Raw genomic sequence first — 14,735 nt, 5'->3', positions numbered from 1 at the left:
GCTCGTACAGGGCGAGTGGTCGATTCAACACGTTTCGCGCCATCGACCACTCGCGTGAAGCCCGAACGCATCACTCCCGCACGACGGCCGACCGGCGCAGCACAGAGCGGCCGAGCCCCTGCGCAACGCCCACACCGAGCAAGGCAGTACCGCCGCCGAGCAGATGATAAAGATGCAGGTTTTCGCCGAGCAACACGATCGCGATCAGCGCGGTAGCAATCGGCAGCACGTTCATGAACAGCGCGCAACGGTTCGGGCCGAGATGCCTGACGCCCTGCATCCACAGATACGGAAGCACGACCGAAGCGAGCACGCCCGCATACAGGATCAGCGGCACGCTCGCGCGCGTCGGCAACGCTTCGGCGGCCGGCAGGCACAGCAGCATCGGCAGCATGAAGACGAGCGCGAACAGCGCCTGCAGGTACGTCGATTGCCAGGTCGGCAGACCGACGTGCCAGCGCTTGAGCAGCACGCCATACAGCGCGTAGGCGAGCGCTGCGAAGATCATCAGCAGATCGCCGAGATGCACGCCGTTCGCGAGCAGCGTCGCCGGATTGCCTTGCGTAATCAGATAGACCACGCCGAGCAACGACAGCATTCCGCCGCCGACCATACCGGACGTCGGCGTTTCGCCGAGCAGCACCGTACTCGCGACCATCGTCATCAGCGGTACGAGCGCGGTGATGATCGACATGTTGGTCGCGGTGGTGGTTTTCGCCGCTTCGTACGACAGGCTCTGGAACAGCGCCAGCGCGAGAAAGCCGAGCACCGCGAGTTTCGGCAGTTGCGGCACGATCGCCGCGCGGTTGCGCCACGCCGGCTTCAGCATAAATACGCTCATCAGCGCGACGGCCAGCAGCAAACGGTAAAACGTGATCGCCGACGGGTCGATCGTGTGCGCCGACAGCTTCGACACGATCACGTTGCCGGCCCACAGCAGGATTGCCACAAACGGAAACAGGAAATACGATCTCTTCATGTCTTGCTCTGCTTTGATGTCGTTGATTGATATCGTTGAGACGGGATCGAAGCGGTGCGTTGATCGCTCGTGGACGCGGCTCGCGCACGGCTTCAGGGTGAAGTACCATCGTGCGCCCGCGGCCTCGCGGCTGTCTCACGTCAAAAAGTCTTTACCTGTCGTGAAACGGTCAAGTGAGCGGTCAAATAAGCAGTCAAATGAGAGATCACGCGGGCGATCGAAAGCGCACTCGACCGCGCATCCATCTGCCTGTTTCCATACCCTGTTGCCAGCACGAATGAACACGCGAACCCATTCCGATGCGCGCGGCGCGACCGACACGCCTGTCGCGCCCAACGCTCACGTGCCGTTCGAAAGCACGCCGATGCCGGTCTCGGCGATGGCGGCCTGGTATCCGCACGGCACCGTGATTGCCGCGCACCGGCATCGGCGCGCGCAGTTGCTGTATGCAATCGAAGGCGTCATGCAGGTCGAATCGGCGACCGGCTCGTGGGTCGTGCCGCCGACGCGCGGCGTGTGGCTCGAACCGGAAGTCGACCATTCGGTACAGATGAGCGGTGACGTGAAGATGCGCACGGTATTCGTCGAGCCGGGCGCGGCCACGCATCTGCCGGCGCGCAGTTGCGTGGTCGAAGTGCATCCGCTATTGCGCGAGCTGATTCTCGCGGCGATCGACATACCGCTCGACTACGCGGCAGGCTCGCGCGACGATCATCTGATGCAGTTGCTGCTCGCGGAGTTGAATGCGGTGCCGTTGCTGCCGCTTTATTTGCCGTGGCCCGCCGAGCGTCGGCTGCGTGAAGTCTGCGACAGTCTGCTCGCCGCCCCCGACGACAACCGCACGATCGGCGCATGGGCACGCACGCTCGACGTATCGGAGAAGACTTTTCAGCGCTGGTTTCAGCGCGAAACCGGTATCACGTTCGGACGCTGGCGTCAGCAGGCGCGTCTGCTGCTCGCGTTGAAGCACCTCGCTCATGGAGAGAAGATCATCGCAGTCGCGATGAATCACGGCTACACGAGCCAGAGTGCGTTCGCCGCGATGTTCAAACGGCACTTCGGGGTCGTGCCGTCGGCGTTTTACGCGTAGTGGCGCGTGGGACCAGCGAGGGCTCGACGGCGACCGTGCGCTGTATCCCCGAATGCTGACGCATGCACGCGTCGGCGCGCGGTCTGTGCAATCTGGGGGGGCCCGCTTTCTTCGCAATCTTCTTTGCAAGCTTGGGGTTGGATGGGGAAGTTTGAGGTTGACGCATAGCGGGCTTGACCGTTAGTTGCGTTAAAAAGTAAGCGTCTCTTGCCCCCCATAGATGCCCTTCACTGTTCGACTGGTATGCCATGTGTCGTCAGGGGCGATCTGCACCGAGCCTGGCTCTCTCAGATCAGGCCCATGCCGCGACCGAATGCGACGCACTGCTGACGGCCTCGATCGGCTTCGATCTCTCACGCAGACAAGCTCGCAAGAATCCGTGAAAAATCGACACGCTTGCCGATGCCCGGAAAAACTCGCAACGCCAGTCGACGTGCAACCCTTGCTGCGCGTCGACTGGTGCACCGGGCCTGGCTTGTGATCCGATTAATGGACGCCGCTCACCACTGCATCGCCGCCCCCACGCCAACTGTCGTCCCCGCCGCGCTGGTGCCAAAGCCGGCCTTGACCTTGATGCTCTCGGAAATGCGAGCCGTTCCGCCAATGGCAACGGCCTGATATCCCCGATAGCCGGCGGTGCCCACTCCCAATGAAAGCGTCTTGCCCGGATCGACTTCGGGAATCATGGTCAAGGCCGTCGCCGCGACAATGCCGGCATACGCATAGCGCGCGGTCGAATTGATTCCGTCCTGCAGTTGGGCGGCACGCTGGTCTGTGTAGGCAGCTTCGCCGTACCTCGTTGAGTCAGCGTGCCGTATCCTGACCAGTCCAGGCTTGCCGCAAACCTGCCGCTGCCGTGTCTGAATCATGCACACCGAACACAATACATCCGGCCTTACTTGCCATTGTCGGCTCCGGCAGCACGCATAGCGCTCCCGCCCCGACCATTTCCAATGCGCCACCGACGATCTGAAGTCCGCCCCAGAGCCGATTGGAGAGCATCTCCGCCTGGCTGATCGACTGGCGAGCCAGAACTGCCGCCAGTTGAGGTGCACTCAGTACGACACTCACGCCACTCGAGTCCTCATTTGACATTCACATACCCCTGTCGTTATTCAGGCAGCCACATTAGCCGCCAGGCACAGGGGTATGGAATGGGCGCAGGATGATTTTTCAGACTTCTTTGTGCGATTAGCGATAAGCCGCCGCGCGACACAGCAGTGCAGTAGTCCTCATATAGCCTATCGACGAAAACAAATAGAACCGCGTCATCTACCGCGACCAGTAGAACAGCACCTGATACCTGCAGACAACATCAATCAGGAATCTCCGGCTCAACCAGCTTCGCCAGTTGCGCCAGCGACTCCTGCCAGCCGAGGTAGCACATCTCGGTGGGAATAACCTCGGGAATACCTTCCTGCACGATGTTGACTTCGGTGCCGCACAACACCTGCCGCAACGAAATCGTCGTGTTCATCTCGCCGGGCAGATTCGGATCGTCGAAACGATCGGAGTAGCGAATCTTCTCGAACGGCACCAGCTCGACATACTCGCCGCCGAACGAGTGGCCGTTGCCCGAGCCGAAATTGCGGAAAGACATCTTGTACGTGCCGCCGACCCGCGCATCCATGTGATGAACCTGACACGTGAATCCGTACGGTGGAAGCCACTTCGCTATCGCATCGGGTTCGAGAAACGCGCGATAGATCCGTTCGGGCGTCGAGCGCAAGACGCGATGGAATTTAACGGTTCCGGTAGCCATGATGAGTTCGCCTTTCACGAGAGGGGTTGAACATACTCTCACGACGAGCCGGCGCTGCGGAGATCGACACCGCGAAGACCAGGAGAAACCCGTAGATACGTCTTACGCGCGTCTAATTCCGCGCGAGCGTTTGCCCGATCACGAAGCGGTGTCCCTCGGGTGTCGCGACGACGAATTCACGCATGGCGTACGGACGGTCCATCGGCGGCTGAAGAATACGCGCGCCTTTTTGCACGAGTTCTTCATGGAGAGCGTCCACGTCGTCGACTTCCATGTAACCGAAGTAGCTGTGATCGCCGATCGCGGACGGCGCTAGCGCGCCTGGACATGAGCCGAGCATGATCCGCACCTGCCCTCTCGACACGAGACGCCAGTCGGATGCGTCGGCCCATTCCTCGCGAAAGCCGAGCACGTCACGGAAATACGCCGCGCTACGGTCGAGGTCCTGGACTGCGAGGACATAGGCGAATGGCCTCAAGGTACTCGCGTTGTTCTGCTCCGACATGAAGGTGTCTCCGCACGGCAAGTGCGATGCGATTGCGCCGGGAGCGCGCGAACCAGGGCGATCAGCCGGACACGCTCGAAACGCACGCTTACGTACTACGCACCAAGCCAGCCGAAGCTTCCTTGTCGCGAGCGCAGTACCCACGAGAATGATCACACAGCCGATGAGTATCCTCGGCGTAATCTTCTCGTCGAGAAACAACGCGCCCCACGCCACGCCGAAGAGCGGAATCAGAAACGTCACCGACGCCGCATAGGCCGCCCCGACATGCTCGACCAGCCGGAAAAACAGCACGTAGGCAAAGCCCGTGCAAAGCATGCCCAGCGCGGCCACGCACAGCCACGTCAGCGGCATGACCGAATGCCGCGGCCATGACAGCAGCGCCAGAGGAATCAATACGATCGAGGCGAAGAACTGGCTGCCGAAAGCCACGACAAGCGGCCGAATACCCGCGAGGCGACGTTTGGAGTAGTTGACGGCAAAGCCGTAGAACAAGGTTGCGAGCAGCGCCGCGGCAATCGCCGGCGTGGCGCCCTGGATGCCCGCACTGAGCGTGTCCCACACCAGAATCACGACGCCGATGAGGCCCAGCAACAAACCGGGAAGCTGCCCGCGCATCATCGGAGACTGGAACAGCGTGGCGGCGATCAATGCGGCCCACAGCGGTGTGGTCGCGTTCAGTACCGAATCGAGCCCGGCGTTCAGATACAGCGTCGAATAAGCAAGCAGGCAAAACGGAATCGCGGAATTGGTCAGGCCGACGATAAACAACGGCCACCATCTCGCACGAAATTGCTGACGTGCTTCGGCGGCACGCAATGCCGGTATCAAAACCAGCGCGGCAATGCCGACCCGAAGCGCGATCAAGGCAATCGGCCCGAATTCGGGCGTCGCGACGCGCATGAACAGAAATGAAGCGCCCCAGATTGCCGCAAGCAGAAAGAGTTCGATAAGGTTCATGGCGCCGGAATCGGGTTGACGGGGACGGTCATGACTCGACTGTAGCGGAAGCGCGGCGACGACTCTGGCCGGATTCGGACATGTGCATCACCACGCACTTCGCCGCGCCTCTCAAGCAGCGCCTCTCAAGTAGCGACCCTCAGGCCCCTCGAACCGGTTCCCCAAACAATGCCGCCAGCCCGGCAGGCGAGCCGAATACCGCGTCGGCGTCGTGCCCCGCGCCGTCGATCTCGATCGTGCGGTGAGCGAAACCCTGCGGGTGCCGCTCGCCCATGTAGCGCGTATAGGCGCGGCCGCGCGCGAGGCGATGCGGTCCCTGGGCGAGCGCGGCACAGGAGCGGTCCAGTGCCGGGTGTGCCGGATCGCAGTCGTTAGCGCCCAGCAGCAAGGTCACGTCGCGATGCACATAGGCGGCTTCCAGCGCGGCGGCATCCGGCAGCGCGTTGCCGTCGCGGGCATAGGCCGGCAGTTCGTCGAGGCCGTATTTCCAGCGGTTGAAGCCGGCGCAATGCGCCTCGTCGTAGCGGGCGAAGCAGCTCGTGCCGAGCGGGCGCTGCGTATCGAAGTACACATAGGACGACGGATTGGCGATCACATAGCGCAGCGCCACGCCGCGCCCGGCGAGGGCCGCGTCGCCGCGCACCAGCACCGCGTAGCGCTGTACCACCTGGCCGCCACCCGAGTGGCCGGCAACCACGACTTCGCGCAAGTCCGGAAACTTCCGCGGGTCGGCCAGTTGGGCCAGCACCGTGTCGAGTACGTCGAAGGAACTGAGCGGGGCTGGCGCCAGCGCCGTGCCGCCGCCCATCCAGTCGATCCACTCCCAGCGCAACGTGGACGCCGGCAGATGGTGTGCGTCGACGTCGGCGGCAGCGAGGAATTGCGGCACGATCAGCAGCGTGTCCACCGAATTGCGGCCCGCGCGCGTCCGTGCGCGATGCGCCAGCTGGAAATACGCATCCGCGTTGCGCAAACGGCCGTGAATCAGAATCACCGCGCGCTCGACACCCGGCTGCGGCGCATTCCATTCGCCGGTCGCAAACAGCGGCACCGTGCCGCTGCCGCCCCTCGCCTCGACGGTCAGGTGCTGGGGAGCGACGACGCTAACAGGTCGTTCGTTGGGCGCGCGCTCGTCGTTCGCGGACAAAAACTCGGTCATGCAGGAGGGCTCCTTTTGGCCGCCGAAGCGGTCAGGCTGTCCGGTTCGCCGAGCCTGGCGCCGTACGGGCCGCGCCGGGCCCCGTAGACCAGCGCAAGCGAGACGAAGCCGGCAAAGATCAGATAGAACGCGGGCGTCAGGCTGCTGCCGGTGAGCCGCGTGAGCCAGGTCACGGTTAGCGGCGCGAGGCCGCCGAACAGCGTGACCGCGACGTTGTACGACAGCGCCACGCCGGACGAGCGGCTGCGCACCGGGAAGAGCATCGCCAGCATGCCGGGATGCGCGCCCGACATCGCCGCGAGAAAGACCGTCGACACGATCTGGGCGAACAGCAAACGCTCGGCCGAAGGCGCCGAGACCACGAAGGCGAACAGCGGCCACGCGCAGAGCATCCACGCGATGGTGACCGGATAGAACAGCCGGTAGGGGCCGTAGCGGTCAGCGAGTCGCCCGGACAGCGGAAACAGGAACAGGTTCAGCACGCCGCTAAGGAACGCTCCGCGCAACGCCACCGCCAGCGGCAGATGCAACTGCCGCTCGACATAGACGGCCAGGTACGAATGCCACACGTAGTTGGTGGCGGCGCCCACCGCGATCACCCCCATCGCGCAAATCGCGGCGCGGCCGTTGTTGCGGAAGAACTGCCGCAACGAGACGCGCGGCGGCGGCGCTCCGTTCTCGCGCAACTGCTGGAACTCCGGCGATTCGGCCACGTGATGGCGGATATAGAAACCGATCGGTCCGGCCAGCACACCGCACAGAAAGGGCACACGCCAACCCCATGCCACCAGTTGCTCATGGCTCAGCCAGGAAGTCAACAGATAGCCGGCCCCCGAAGACAGCAGCAGCGCAAACGCCTGGGCCGACATGTTGAAGCTGCCGTAGAACATCTTGCGGCCCGGCGGCGCGTACTCGACCAGCATGGCCGACGCGGTCGCGAACTGGCCGCCCACCGAAAGCCCCTGCAGCACGCGTGCCAGAACGACCAGCGCCGGCGCGGCAAGGCCGATGCGGGCGTAGCCTGGCGTCAGCCCCATCAGCAAGGTGCTGCTCGCCATCGAGATAATCAGCAGCGAGAGCGCCCGGCTGCGCCCCACACGGTCCGCATACATGCCCAGCAGGATGCCGCCGAGCGGCCGCACGCAAAAGCCGATCGCGAAGGTGGCGAAGGTCAGCATCAGCGACAGATAGCCGGTGCCGGTCGGAAAGAACACCTGGGCGATGATCTTCGAGAAATAGCCGTAAATCAGGAAGTCGAACCATTCGAGACCGTTGCCGAGCACCGACGCGAAGATGGCCCGCCGCACCATGGCCCGCGACATGGGTGCGGCGCCGCTGCCCGACGCCGTGCCCGCCGATGCGATGCCGGCTTCATTGCTGGCGGCGCTCATGGCTTGCACCCCGGCGTATCGTAGATGGCCGCCAACGCGCAGACCGAACCGAGCATGCGCGCGCCGTCATGGCCCACGCCGGGCACCACGTGGAAGCTCTGGTTCAGGCCCTGCGGATGGCGCATCTGCAAATAGCGAAAATACCCTTCGGCGCGCGCGACGCGCTGAGGCCCCTGGGCCTCGGCCGAACAGCTCTGGTCGAGCGCCTTCTGTTGCGGATCGTTATCGTCGCCGCCGACGAGGTAGTAGACGCGCCGCGTCGCATAAGTCGCTTCGAGTTGCGCGGCGGTGCGCTCGCTCAGATAGGCGGGACGCTTTTCCATGCCGTACTTCCAGTCGTTGAACGCGGGACAGGCCGCCGCGTTGCCGAAGGGCGCCGGCTTGCCGTCGGCATCGGGCCGCTCGGCATCGAAATAGGCATACGACGACGGACTCGAAATCACATAGCGCACGTCGATGTTCTCCTTCGCGAGCAAGCCCGATTCGCGCGCGGCCACGGCATAGCGCTGCACCACCTGGCCGCCGCCCGAGTGGCCGGCGAAGACCACGTGCCGCAGGTTCGGAAAGCGCGTGCGGTCGGCGAGGCGCTCGACAATCGCATCGAGCACCGCATAGGAGCTGAGCGGCGCCGGAGCCACGGCGTTGTCGCCGGCCATCCAGCCGTTCTGGTCCCAGCGCAGCAGATCGGCGGGTTCGTCGCGCATGCCGAAATCGAGCGTGGCGAGAAATTGCGGCGCGATCAGCAGCGTGCCGTCGACATTCGCGCCGCTCTCCCGCGCCGCCTCGCGCGCCTTCTCCGCGCTGCGGAAATAGGTGTAGGCGTTGCGCAGCTTGCCGTGAATGACGATCACGGCTCGCGTCACCTGCGGCTGCGGCTGGTTCCAGTCGAGCGACAGATAGAGCGGAAATTCCGCCCGGCCGGCCGGCGTGCCGGGTAGGTCGACCGGCATCCGCGTGTCGGCGATGCGCGACACGGGGCGCAGATGCGGGTTGTAGACGTGAGCCGGGTCGGCCAGCACCGCGCGGGCAGGCAGGCTGTAGGCGCCGGCAAGTACGGCCGCGGCGGCAACGGTTGCCGTCATCGACGCGGCGAAACGGCGAGGCGAAAGACGACGCGAACGACGATGGAATGGAACGCGGATCATGCGGGCTAACTCCTTCGAGGCGTCTCGCGACAGGCAGGACGCACCAGACGACGAGCAAAAAATCAGAACTTGTGGAACATGCCGATCGTCACGCCGGTCTGGTTCGGGCCAAAGGCGGTGTTATCGGTCGTGCCGACCGGCGTATAGCTGCCGTCCGCAAAACGGGTGGCCTGCGCGTAGGCGACCATCGCATAGAGCGAGGTGCGTTTGGACAGCGCGTATTGTGTACTGAGCACGCCCATCCACGCATTCGACGTGCCGGGCACGCTGTTCTGCTCGTAATAGTAAGCGGCGGTCAGTTTCAGGCGACGCGCCACCGGATAACGCACACCGCCCCACCACAGCGCCTGGACCTGCGAGCTGCTCTTCGTCGGCGTGTACAGATAGTGTTCGTAGCCGGCCAGCAGGCGAGCCCGGCCGATGTCCTGGCGAACCGAGAAGCTCAGGTTGCGCGAGCGGGTCCAAGTGTTGCTCGAATTGATCGCGCCGTTGCGGTAATCGTAGGCAACCGCCGCGCCGAACGAGCCGCCGTCGTAGTCGAGACCGGCGCCGTAGGCCGCGCTGCTCTGGAACGATGCCGCGTCGCCGCCGAAGCTGTAAGCGGCAATCGCGGTGAGACCGCGGAAGCTGCCCACGTACTTGACCGAGTTGTTGTTGCGCGCGCGGAACGCAAAGCTGTCCTGCGAGCCGGTGGTCGGAAACCACGTGTATTGCTGCGCGAACATCATCGGATCGTAGCGCAGCAGGATGTCGTACATCGGGGTGTACTGCAGACCGAACGACAACGAGCCGTAGTGGTCGTTGGACAGACCCACCGCCGCCGTGCGGTTGAATATCGTGTTGGCGCTGGCGAAGGAGCCGTCGTTGGAATTGAAACCCGACTCGAGCACGAACCAGACCGAATTGCCGCCGCCGAGCGGCTCGGTCCCGCGAATGCCGAAGCGCGAATTGTGGATGCCGCCGGAATTCATCTGCACCAGCGAGCCGCCCTTGCTGCCCGCATGCGACAGAAATTCGACGTTGGCGTCGATCACGCCATACAGGGTGACCGAGCCGGGACCTGCCTCGGACGAACCGCTGGCGAGCGCCAGCGCCGGATCAGTCTCCTCGGCCTGGGCATGAGCGAGCGGAGCGACGGCCCAGCCGGCGAGCGCCAGAGCGGTAGCGATACAGGTCTTTTTCACGGGGGATCTCCTTGAATTGTTATCGGATGCCGCGACAGACACGCCTGCCGCGGGCTTGAGTTCACAAAATCGCAGCCATCCTAGCGTCGGCAGATATAGATGTAAAATACATATTTAATGAGGTTCGTATATTTATTAAATATGTCTCGCGACGCATCGTTTCTGGAGACGGGTTGATGGAGCTTCGACATTTGCGCTACTTCCTGGCCGTGGCCGAGGAAGGCCAGTTCACGCGCGCGGCCGAACGGCTGGCGATGCAACAGCCGCCGCTATCGCAGCAGATCCGCCTGCTGGAGGAGGAGGTCGGTTTCGATCTGTTCGTGCGACTGCCGCGCGGCGTGGAGCTCACCGAGGCGGGCAAGGCCTTCGCACAAAACGCGGAACTGGTGTTCGATACCTTGCAGCAGGGCCTCGCGCATGCGCGCCGGATCGCACAGGGCAAGCTGGGCACGATTTCCGTCGGACTCACGAGTTCAGCCGGTTTTCATCCGGCGACGACCGAGGCGATCCGCGCCTTTCGCGCCGCCGAGCCGGGTGTGGAGATCGAACTGGCCGAACTGAACGCGGCGGAGATCATCGAACGGCTGTCGTCGGAGCAGTTGCATGTGGCCTTTCTGCGCAAGCCCGTCGACACACCCGAGGACGTGACCTTCGAGCCGCTGCTGGACGAACCGATGGTGGTCGTATTGCCGGTCGGACACCGGCTACTCGCGGGCATGAAAAAGACGCCGCCGGAGTTGCCGCTCAAGGCGCTCGAACACGAGGACTTCATTCTCGTGCGGCGGCCTGGCGCGCCGGGCATGTATGCGGACATCCTCGCAGCCTGCAAGCGTGCGGGGTTTCTGCCGCGCGTGGCCCGCGAGGTGCCGCGCATGCTGACGGGCATCCATATGGTGGCAGCGGGTTTCGGCGTCACCCTGGTGCCCGCCTCGATGCAGCATTACGAGCATGCGAGCACCGTGTACTGCCGTCTGAACGAAGCGGCGAAACTGACTGCGCCGCTGTATTTCGCCTACCCGACAGTGATCCGGCACAATCCGGCTGCACTGCGTTTCGTCGAGTTTATGAAGACGCAGCGGCGTATGGGGGGGACGGGATAGGCGGTTGGGCGTATCGGCGGGGTGTTGGTTGACGGCGCATTATCTGCACAGGAAGATAGTCGAGAACGCCAACGCATGCTGTCGCATTGCCAGCAACAAACGTCGACTGCCACCGCCCCACCCGGAGCCGCACATTGATCTCGCACATTTTTATCGGCGTCAACGACTTCGACCACGCCTTCGAGTTTTATTCGGCTCTGATGCAGGAACTCGGACACTCGTTGAAATTCTGCGAGCGCGATAAACCTTGGGCCGGCTGGATGGCAACGGATGCACCACGACCGCTCTTCCTTATCGGCAAGCCCTATAACGGAAACGCGGCACGCAGCGGCAACGGTCAAATGATCGCGTTGCTCGCACGTGACAGGCACACGGTCGATCGCGCCTACGCCCGGGCAATCGCCAACGGAGCGACCTGCGAAGGCGCTCCTGGCCTGCGGCCACAGTACCATCCTCACTACTATGGCGCGTACTTCCGCGATGCCGATAACAACAAGCTCTGCCTATGCTGCCACGACGAGCCGTGAAATAACGGACTCATCGCGCGCGCCGTTCCGTTCTGCTCAATCATCCATCGGCCGGTCGTTCGGATGCTCGAACACGGCCTTCATGGTATCGCTCATCGGCATATCGAGGTTGATTCCCTTCGGCGGAATCGGCGACATGAACCACGTTTTGTAGAGCTTTGCGCCTGTGCCGTTCTGCTCGATCTTCGCGATCGTGCGGTCGACGATCGCCTTCATCGCAGTGTCGCCCTTCGGCAACATGCAGGCGATCGCCTCATGCGTCTGCGGCTCGCCGATCACCACATAGTCAGCCGGATTACCCGAAGTCGCCCGCTCGGCAGACAGCACGTCCGAGTCCATAAAGAACGCTTGCGCGCGCCCCGTCTCAAGATTCAGGAACGAGCCGCTGTGATCGCGGGCGGAGATAATCGTGATATTCGCGTGCTTCTCCTCGACGTATTTACGCAGATAGCGCTCCGACGTCGTGCCGGCCGTCACTGCGACCGTCTTGCCATTCAGGTCGTTGAACGAATGAATACCCGAATTGGCTTTGGTCAGCAGCCGGGTTTCCGTGACCGAGATCGTATTGGAGAAGCCGACCTGCTGAGCCCGTTCCTTGTTATTGGTCGTGCCGCCGCACTCCAGATCGATCGTGCCGTTCTGCATCAACGGTATGCGGTTTTGCGCATTGACCGGAATCATCCGCACCTGTAGCGACGGCGCGTTGATTGCCTGCTGAATCTCCTTGACGATTTCCTGCGCGATATCGCGCGAATAACCGACGACTGCCTGATTATTGTCGTAGTACGAATAAGGCAGCGACGACTCGCGGTAGCCGAGCACGATCGTATTGCGCTGCTTGATGTCGGCGAGCCTGCCCGTGAGATCCTGCGCGTGCGCGGCAAACGTCAGGCAGCCGAGCAGCAGTGCCGGAATCGCGCGTTGTATCAGCGTATGCATGTTGTCTCCTTGTCAGCTTTGTTATCAGTTTCAATTCATGCTTATGCCCGCAGCGATTCGCAAGCGAGCGCGATGCGCCGGCAGCCCTCCTGAAGCTGTTCGTACGACGTCGCAAACGAGATCCGGAATGCCGGCGACAAACCGAACGCCGCGCCCTGAATCACGCCGACGTCCTGCGTCTCCAGCAGGTACATGACGAAGTCGCCGTCGTTTTCGATCACGCGTCCGTCCGGCGTGCGTCGTCCTATCACACCTGCGCACGACGGATACACATAGAACGCTCCCGTGGGATTCGGACAATAGAGGCCGTCGATGGCGTTCAGACGCTCCACGACGAGATCGCGCCGCCGCTGGAATTGCGCGCGCCATTCGGCGAGAAAATCCTTCGGACCAGTGAGCGCCGCGAGCGCGGCGGCCTGGCTGATCGCCGAAGGGTTGGTTGTACTTTGCGACTGCAGCTTCGCCATCGCCCCGATCAGCGCCTTCGGGCCACCCGCGAAGCCGATGCGCCAGCCCGTCATCGCATAGGCCTTCGAAACGCCGTTGACGGTCAACGTACGTTCCTGAAGATGAGGGTTGCACTGCGCGAACGTTGCGAATTTGAAGCCATCGTAAATCAGATGCTCGTAGACGTCGTCGGTCAGAATCCAGACGTGCGGATGGCGGCTCAGTACTTCGCCGAGCGCCGCCAGTTCGCTTTCGGTGTACGACGCCCCGGTCGGATTGCATGGCGAATTCAGCACGAGCCATTTCGTGCGCGGCGTGATCGCGGCTTCCAGTTGCGCGGGCGTCATCTTGTAGGCGCTGCCGACATCGCATTCGACAATCACGGGACGTCCGCCATTGAGCAGCACCATGTCCGGATACGACACCCAGTAAGGTGCCGGCACGATGACCTCGTCGCCCTTATCGACGGTGCAGGTCAGCGCATTGAAGATGACCTGCTTGCCGCCATTGCCGACGCTCACTTCATCCTGCGCAAACACCAGGCCGTTCTCGCGCTCGAACTTCTCGCGAATCGCGCGCTTCAATTCAGGCGTACCGTCGACGACCGTATAACGCGTCTTGCCGCTTTTCATCGCGTCATAAGCCGCTTCGATGATATGCGGCGGCGTGTCGAAGTCGGGCTCGCCGACGGTCAGCCCGATAATCTCGCGTCCCGCTGCCCGCAACTCTTTCACCCGCGCGGTCGCCATCGAACTCGGCGACGGTTTGATCCGTTCGAGGCGTGCTGCAATCAGTTTCATGTCGATTCCTTCATGTCGATGCTTTTTTTCTTTGCGTGCTTATGCGATCACACCCTGCTCTTTCAGGTACGCGTCGATCCAGCCGCGCTTGTCCTGCCCCGCCAGAATCGCCTCTTTGCGCTGCTGTTCGCGCTTTGCCTGCGCGCGCGCCGCCTCGAGTACCGCGTCGAGCCGATTCGCAGGCACGGCGACGAGTCCGTCTTCATCGCCGACGATCAGATCGCCCGCCTCGATCACGAGACCGCCGATCGCGACCGGCACATTGATTTCGCCAGGGCCTTCCTTGAACGGACCGCGATGCGTATTGCCGCGCGCGAAGCACGGAAAATCGGCGGCATGGAAGGCCGCCACGTCGCGAATCGCACCGTCGATCACAAAGCCGGCCACGCCACGTACCTGCGCGTGCATCTGCATCAGTTCGCCGACCAGCGCCTGCGTCACCTCCGCGCCGCCGTCGACGACGATCACGTCACCGGGCTCGGCGATATCGATCGCCTTGTGAATCATCAGGTTGTCGCCCGGACGCACCTTGACCGTCAGCGCGCGGCCGACCAGCTTTTTCTCGCGGTGATAGCGCCGCAATCCGATCACGCCGCACAAGCGGTACATGTTGTCGCTGATATGCGGCGTGACGATCGCTCTGAACGCCTCGATCGTGGCAGCCGGAATCGATGCCGACATCGGCAATATCCGGAATCCTAAATTGTTGGAATGGCTCATGGATTGACTCCTGAATACGCTCGAATA

General features: G+C 63.0%; 14 protein-coding genes and 2 pseudogenes. 3 read left to right on the top strand and 13 right to left on the bottom strand.

Annotated elements, in window-relative coordinates; genetic code table 11:
* Positions 1-70: 70 nt before the first annotated feature.
* On the bottom strand, positions 71-979 hold the full coding sequence (locus G3N58_RS06985; protein ID WP_205998837.1) for a DMT family transporter: 909 nt from the start codon (positions 977-979) through the stop codon (positions 71-73).
* Positions 980-1,343: 364 nt separating this feature from the next.
* On the opposite strand from G3N58_RS06985, the gene G3N58_RS06980 reads away from it, so the two are divergent.
* Positions 1,344-2,069 carry a helix-turn-helix transcriptional regulator gene (locus tag G3N58_RS06980; protein ID WP_167048647.1) on the top strand — a complete coding sequence of 242 codons (726 nt, stop codon included), beginning with the start codon at positions 1,344-1,346 and terminating at the stop codon, positions 2,067-2,069.
* 500 nt (positions 2,070-2,569) lie between these two features.
* Here G3N58_RS06980 and G3N58_RS34615 read toward each other — a convergent pair whose 3' ends face one another.
* The 9 genes and pseudogenes from G3N58_RS34615 to G3N58_RS06945 all read right to left on the bottom strand — a co-directional run bounded on the left by G3N58_RS34615 (position 2,570) and on the right by G3N58_RS06945 (position 10,175).
* Positions 2,570-2,755: a YadA C-terminal domain-containing protein gene (locus G3N58_RS34615; RefSeq protein ID WP_275692082.1), complete on the bottom strand. Its 186-nt coding sequence runs from the start codon at positions 2,753-2,755 to the stop codon at positions 2,570-2,572.
* Positions 2,756-2,850: 95 nt separating this feature from the next.
* Positions 2,851-3,164: pseudogene (locus tag G3N58_RS34610) on the bottom strand (hypothetical protein); the annotation flags it as partial.
* A gap of 220 nt (positions 3,165-3,384) precedes the next feature.
* Complete coding sequence (locus G3N58_RS06970; RefSeq protein WP_167048503.1) at positions 3,385-3,831, bottom strand: SRPBCC family protein; 447 nt, start codon at positions 3,829-3,831, stop codon at positions 3,385-3,387.
* Positions 3,832-3,943: 112 nt separating this feature from the next.
* Positions 3,944-4,336, bottom strand: a complete 393-nt coding sequence (locus G3N58_RS34050) for a VOC family protein (RefSeq protein WP_167048645.1) — start codon at positions 4,334-4,336, stop codon at positions 3,944-3,946.
* A 114-nt stretch (positions 4,337-4,450) separates the two neighbouring features.
* Positions 4,451-5,296, bottom strand: a pseudogene (locus G3N58_RS34045) (DMT family transporter); the annotation flags it as partial.
* Positions 5,297-5,435: 139 nt separating this feature from the next.
* The gene (locus G3N58_RS06960; RefSeq protein WP_167048501.1) at positions 5,436-6,455 is read right to left on the bottom strand and encodes an alpha/beta hydrolase; all 1,020 of its coding nucleotides are present in this window, start codon (positions 6,453-6,455) and stop codon (positions 5,436-5,438) included.
* Positions 6,452-7,846: an MFS transporter gene (locus G3N58_RS06955; protein WP_167048499.1), complete on the bottom strand. Its 1,395-nt coding sequence runs from the start codon at positions 7,844-7,846 to the stop codon at positions 6,452-6,454. The genes G3N58_RS06960 and G3N58_RS06955 overlap by 4 nt, the downstream gene beginning before the upstream one ends.
* Complete coding sequence (locus tag G3N58_RS06950) at positions 7,843-8,991, bottom strand: alpha/beta hydrolase (RefSeq protein WP_240159266.1); 1,149 nt, start codon at positions 8,989-8,991, stop codon at positions 7,843-7,845. Before G3N58_RS06950 ends, G3N58_RS06955 begins: the two co-directional genes overlap by 4 nt.
* A gap of 62 nt (positions 8,992-9,053) precedes the next feature.
* Positions 9,054-10,175, bottom strand: coding sequence for a porin (locus G3N58_RS06945; RefSeq protein WP_346778244.1), 1,122 nt, complete (start codon positions 10,173-10,175; stop codon positions 9,054-9,056).
* 176 nt (positions 10,176-10,351) lie between these two features.
* Between G3N58_RS06945 and G3N58_RS06940 the strand changes: the two genes are divergently transcribed.
* Together G3N58_RS06940 and G3N58_RS06935 are read left to right on the top strand one after the other, a co-directional pair.
* Entirely contained in the window at positions 10,352-11,275 is a 924-nt protein-coding gene (locus G3N58_RS06940) for a LysR family transcriptional regulator (RefSeq protein WP_167048497.1), read from the top strand.
* 134 nt (positions 11,276-11,409) lie between these two features.
* Entirely contained in the window at positions 11,410-11,802 is a 393-nt protein-coding gene (locus tag G3N58_RS06935) for a VOC family protein (protein ID WP_167048495.1), read from the top strand.
* A gap of 36 nt (positions 11,803-11,838) precedes the next feature.
* Here the strand turns inward: G3N58_RS06935 and G3N58_RS06930 are convergent, their stop codons facing one another.
* Genes G3N58_RS06930 through G3N58_RS06920 form a run of 3 tightly spaced genes read right to left on the bottom strand, consistent with a single transcriptional unit; the run spans position 11,839 to position 14,708 of the window.
* Positions 11,839-12,741: a transporter substrate-binding domain-containing protein gene (locus G3N58_RS06930; RefSeq protein ID WP_167048493.1), complete on the bottom strand. Its 903-nt coding sequence runs from the start codon at positions 12,739-12,741 to the stop codon at positions 11,839-11,841.
* 41 nt (positions 12,742-12,782) lie between these two features.
* Positions 12,783-13,988, bottom strand: coding sequence for an aminotransferase class I/II-fold pyridoxal phosphate-dependent enzyme (locus G3N58_RS06925; RefSeq protein WP_167048491.1), 1,206 nt, complete (start codon positions 13,986-13,988; stop codon positions 12,783-12,785).
* 39 nt (positions 13,989-14,027) lie between these two features.
* Entirely contained in the window at positions 14,028-14,708 is a 681-nt protein-coding gene (locus G3N58_RS06920) for an RraA family protein (RefSeq protein WP_167048489.1), read from the bottom strand.
* Between the last annotated feature and the right edge of the window lie 27 nt (positions 14,709-14,735).

Origin of the sequence: Paraburkholderia sp. Ac-20342, from assembly GCF_017104985.1 — a bacterium.
In the GTDB taxonomy this organism is placed as follows: Bacteria; Pseudomonadota; Gammaproteobacteria; order Burkholderiales; family Burkholderiaceae; genus Paraburkholderia.
Note: the sequence above shows the minus strand (reverse complement) of the source record. Positions and strands in the feature narration are given on the sequence as shown.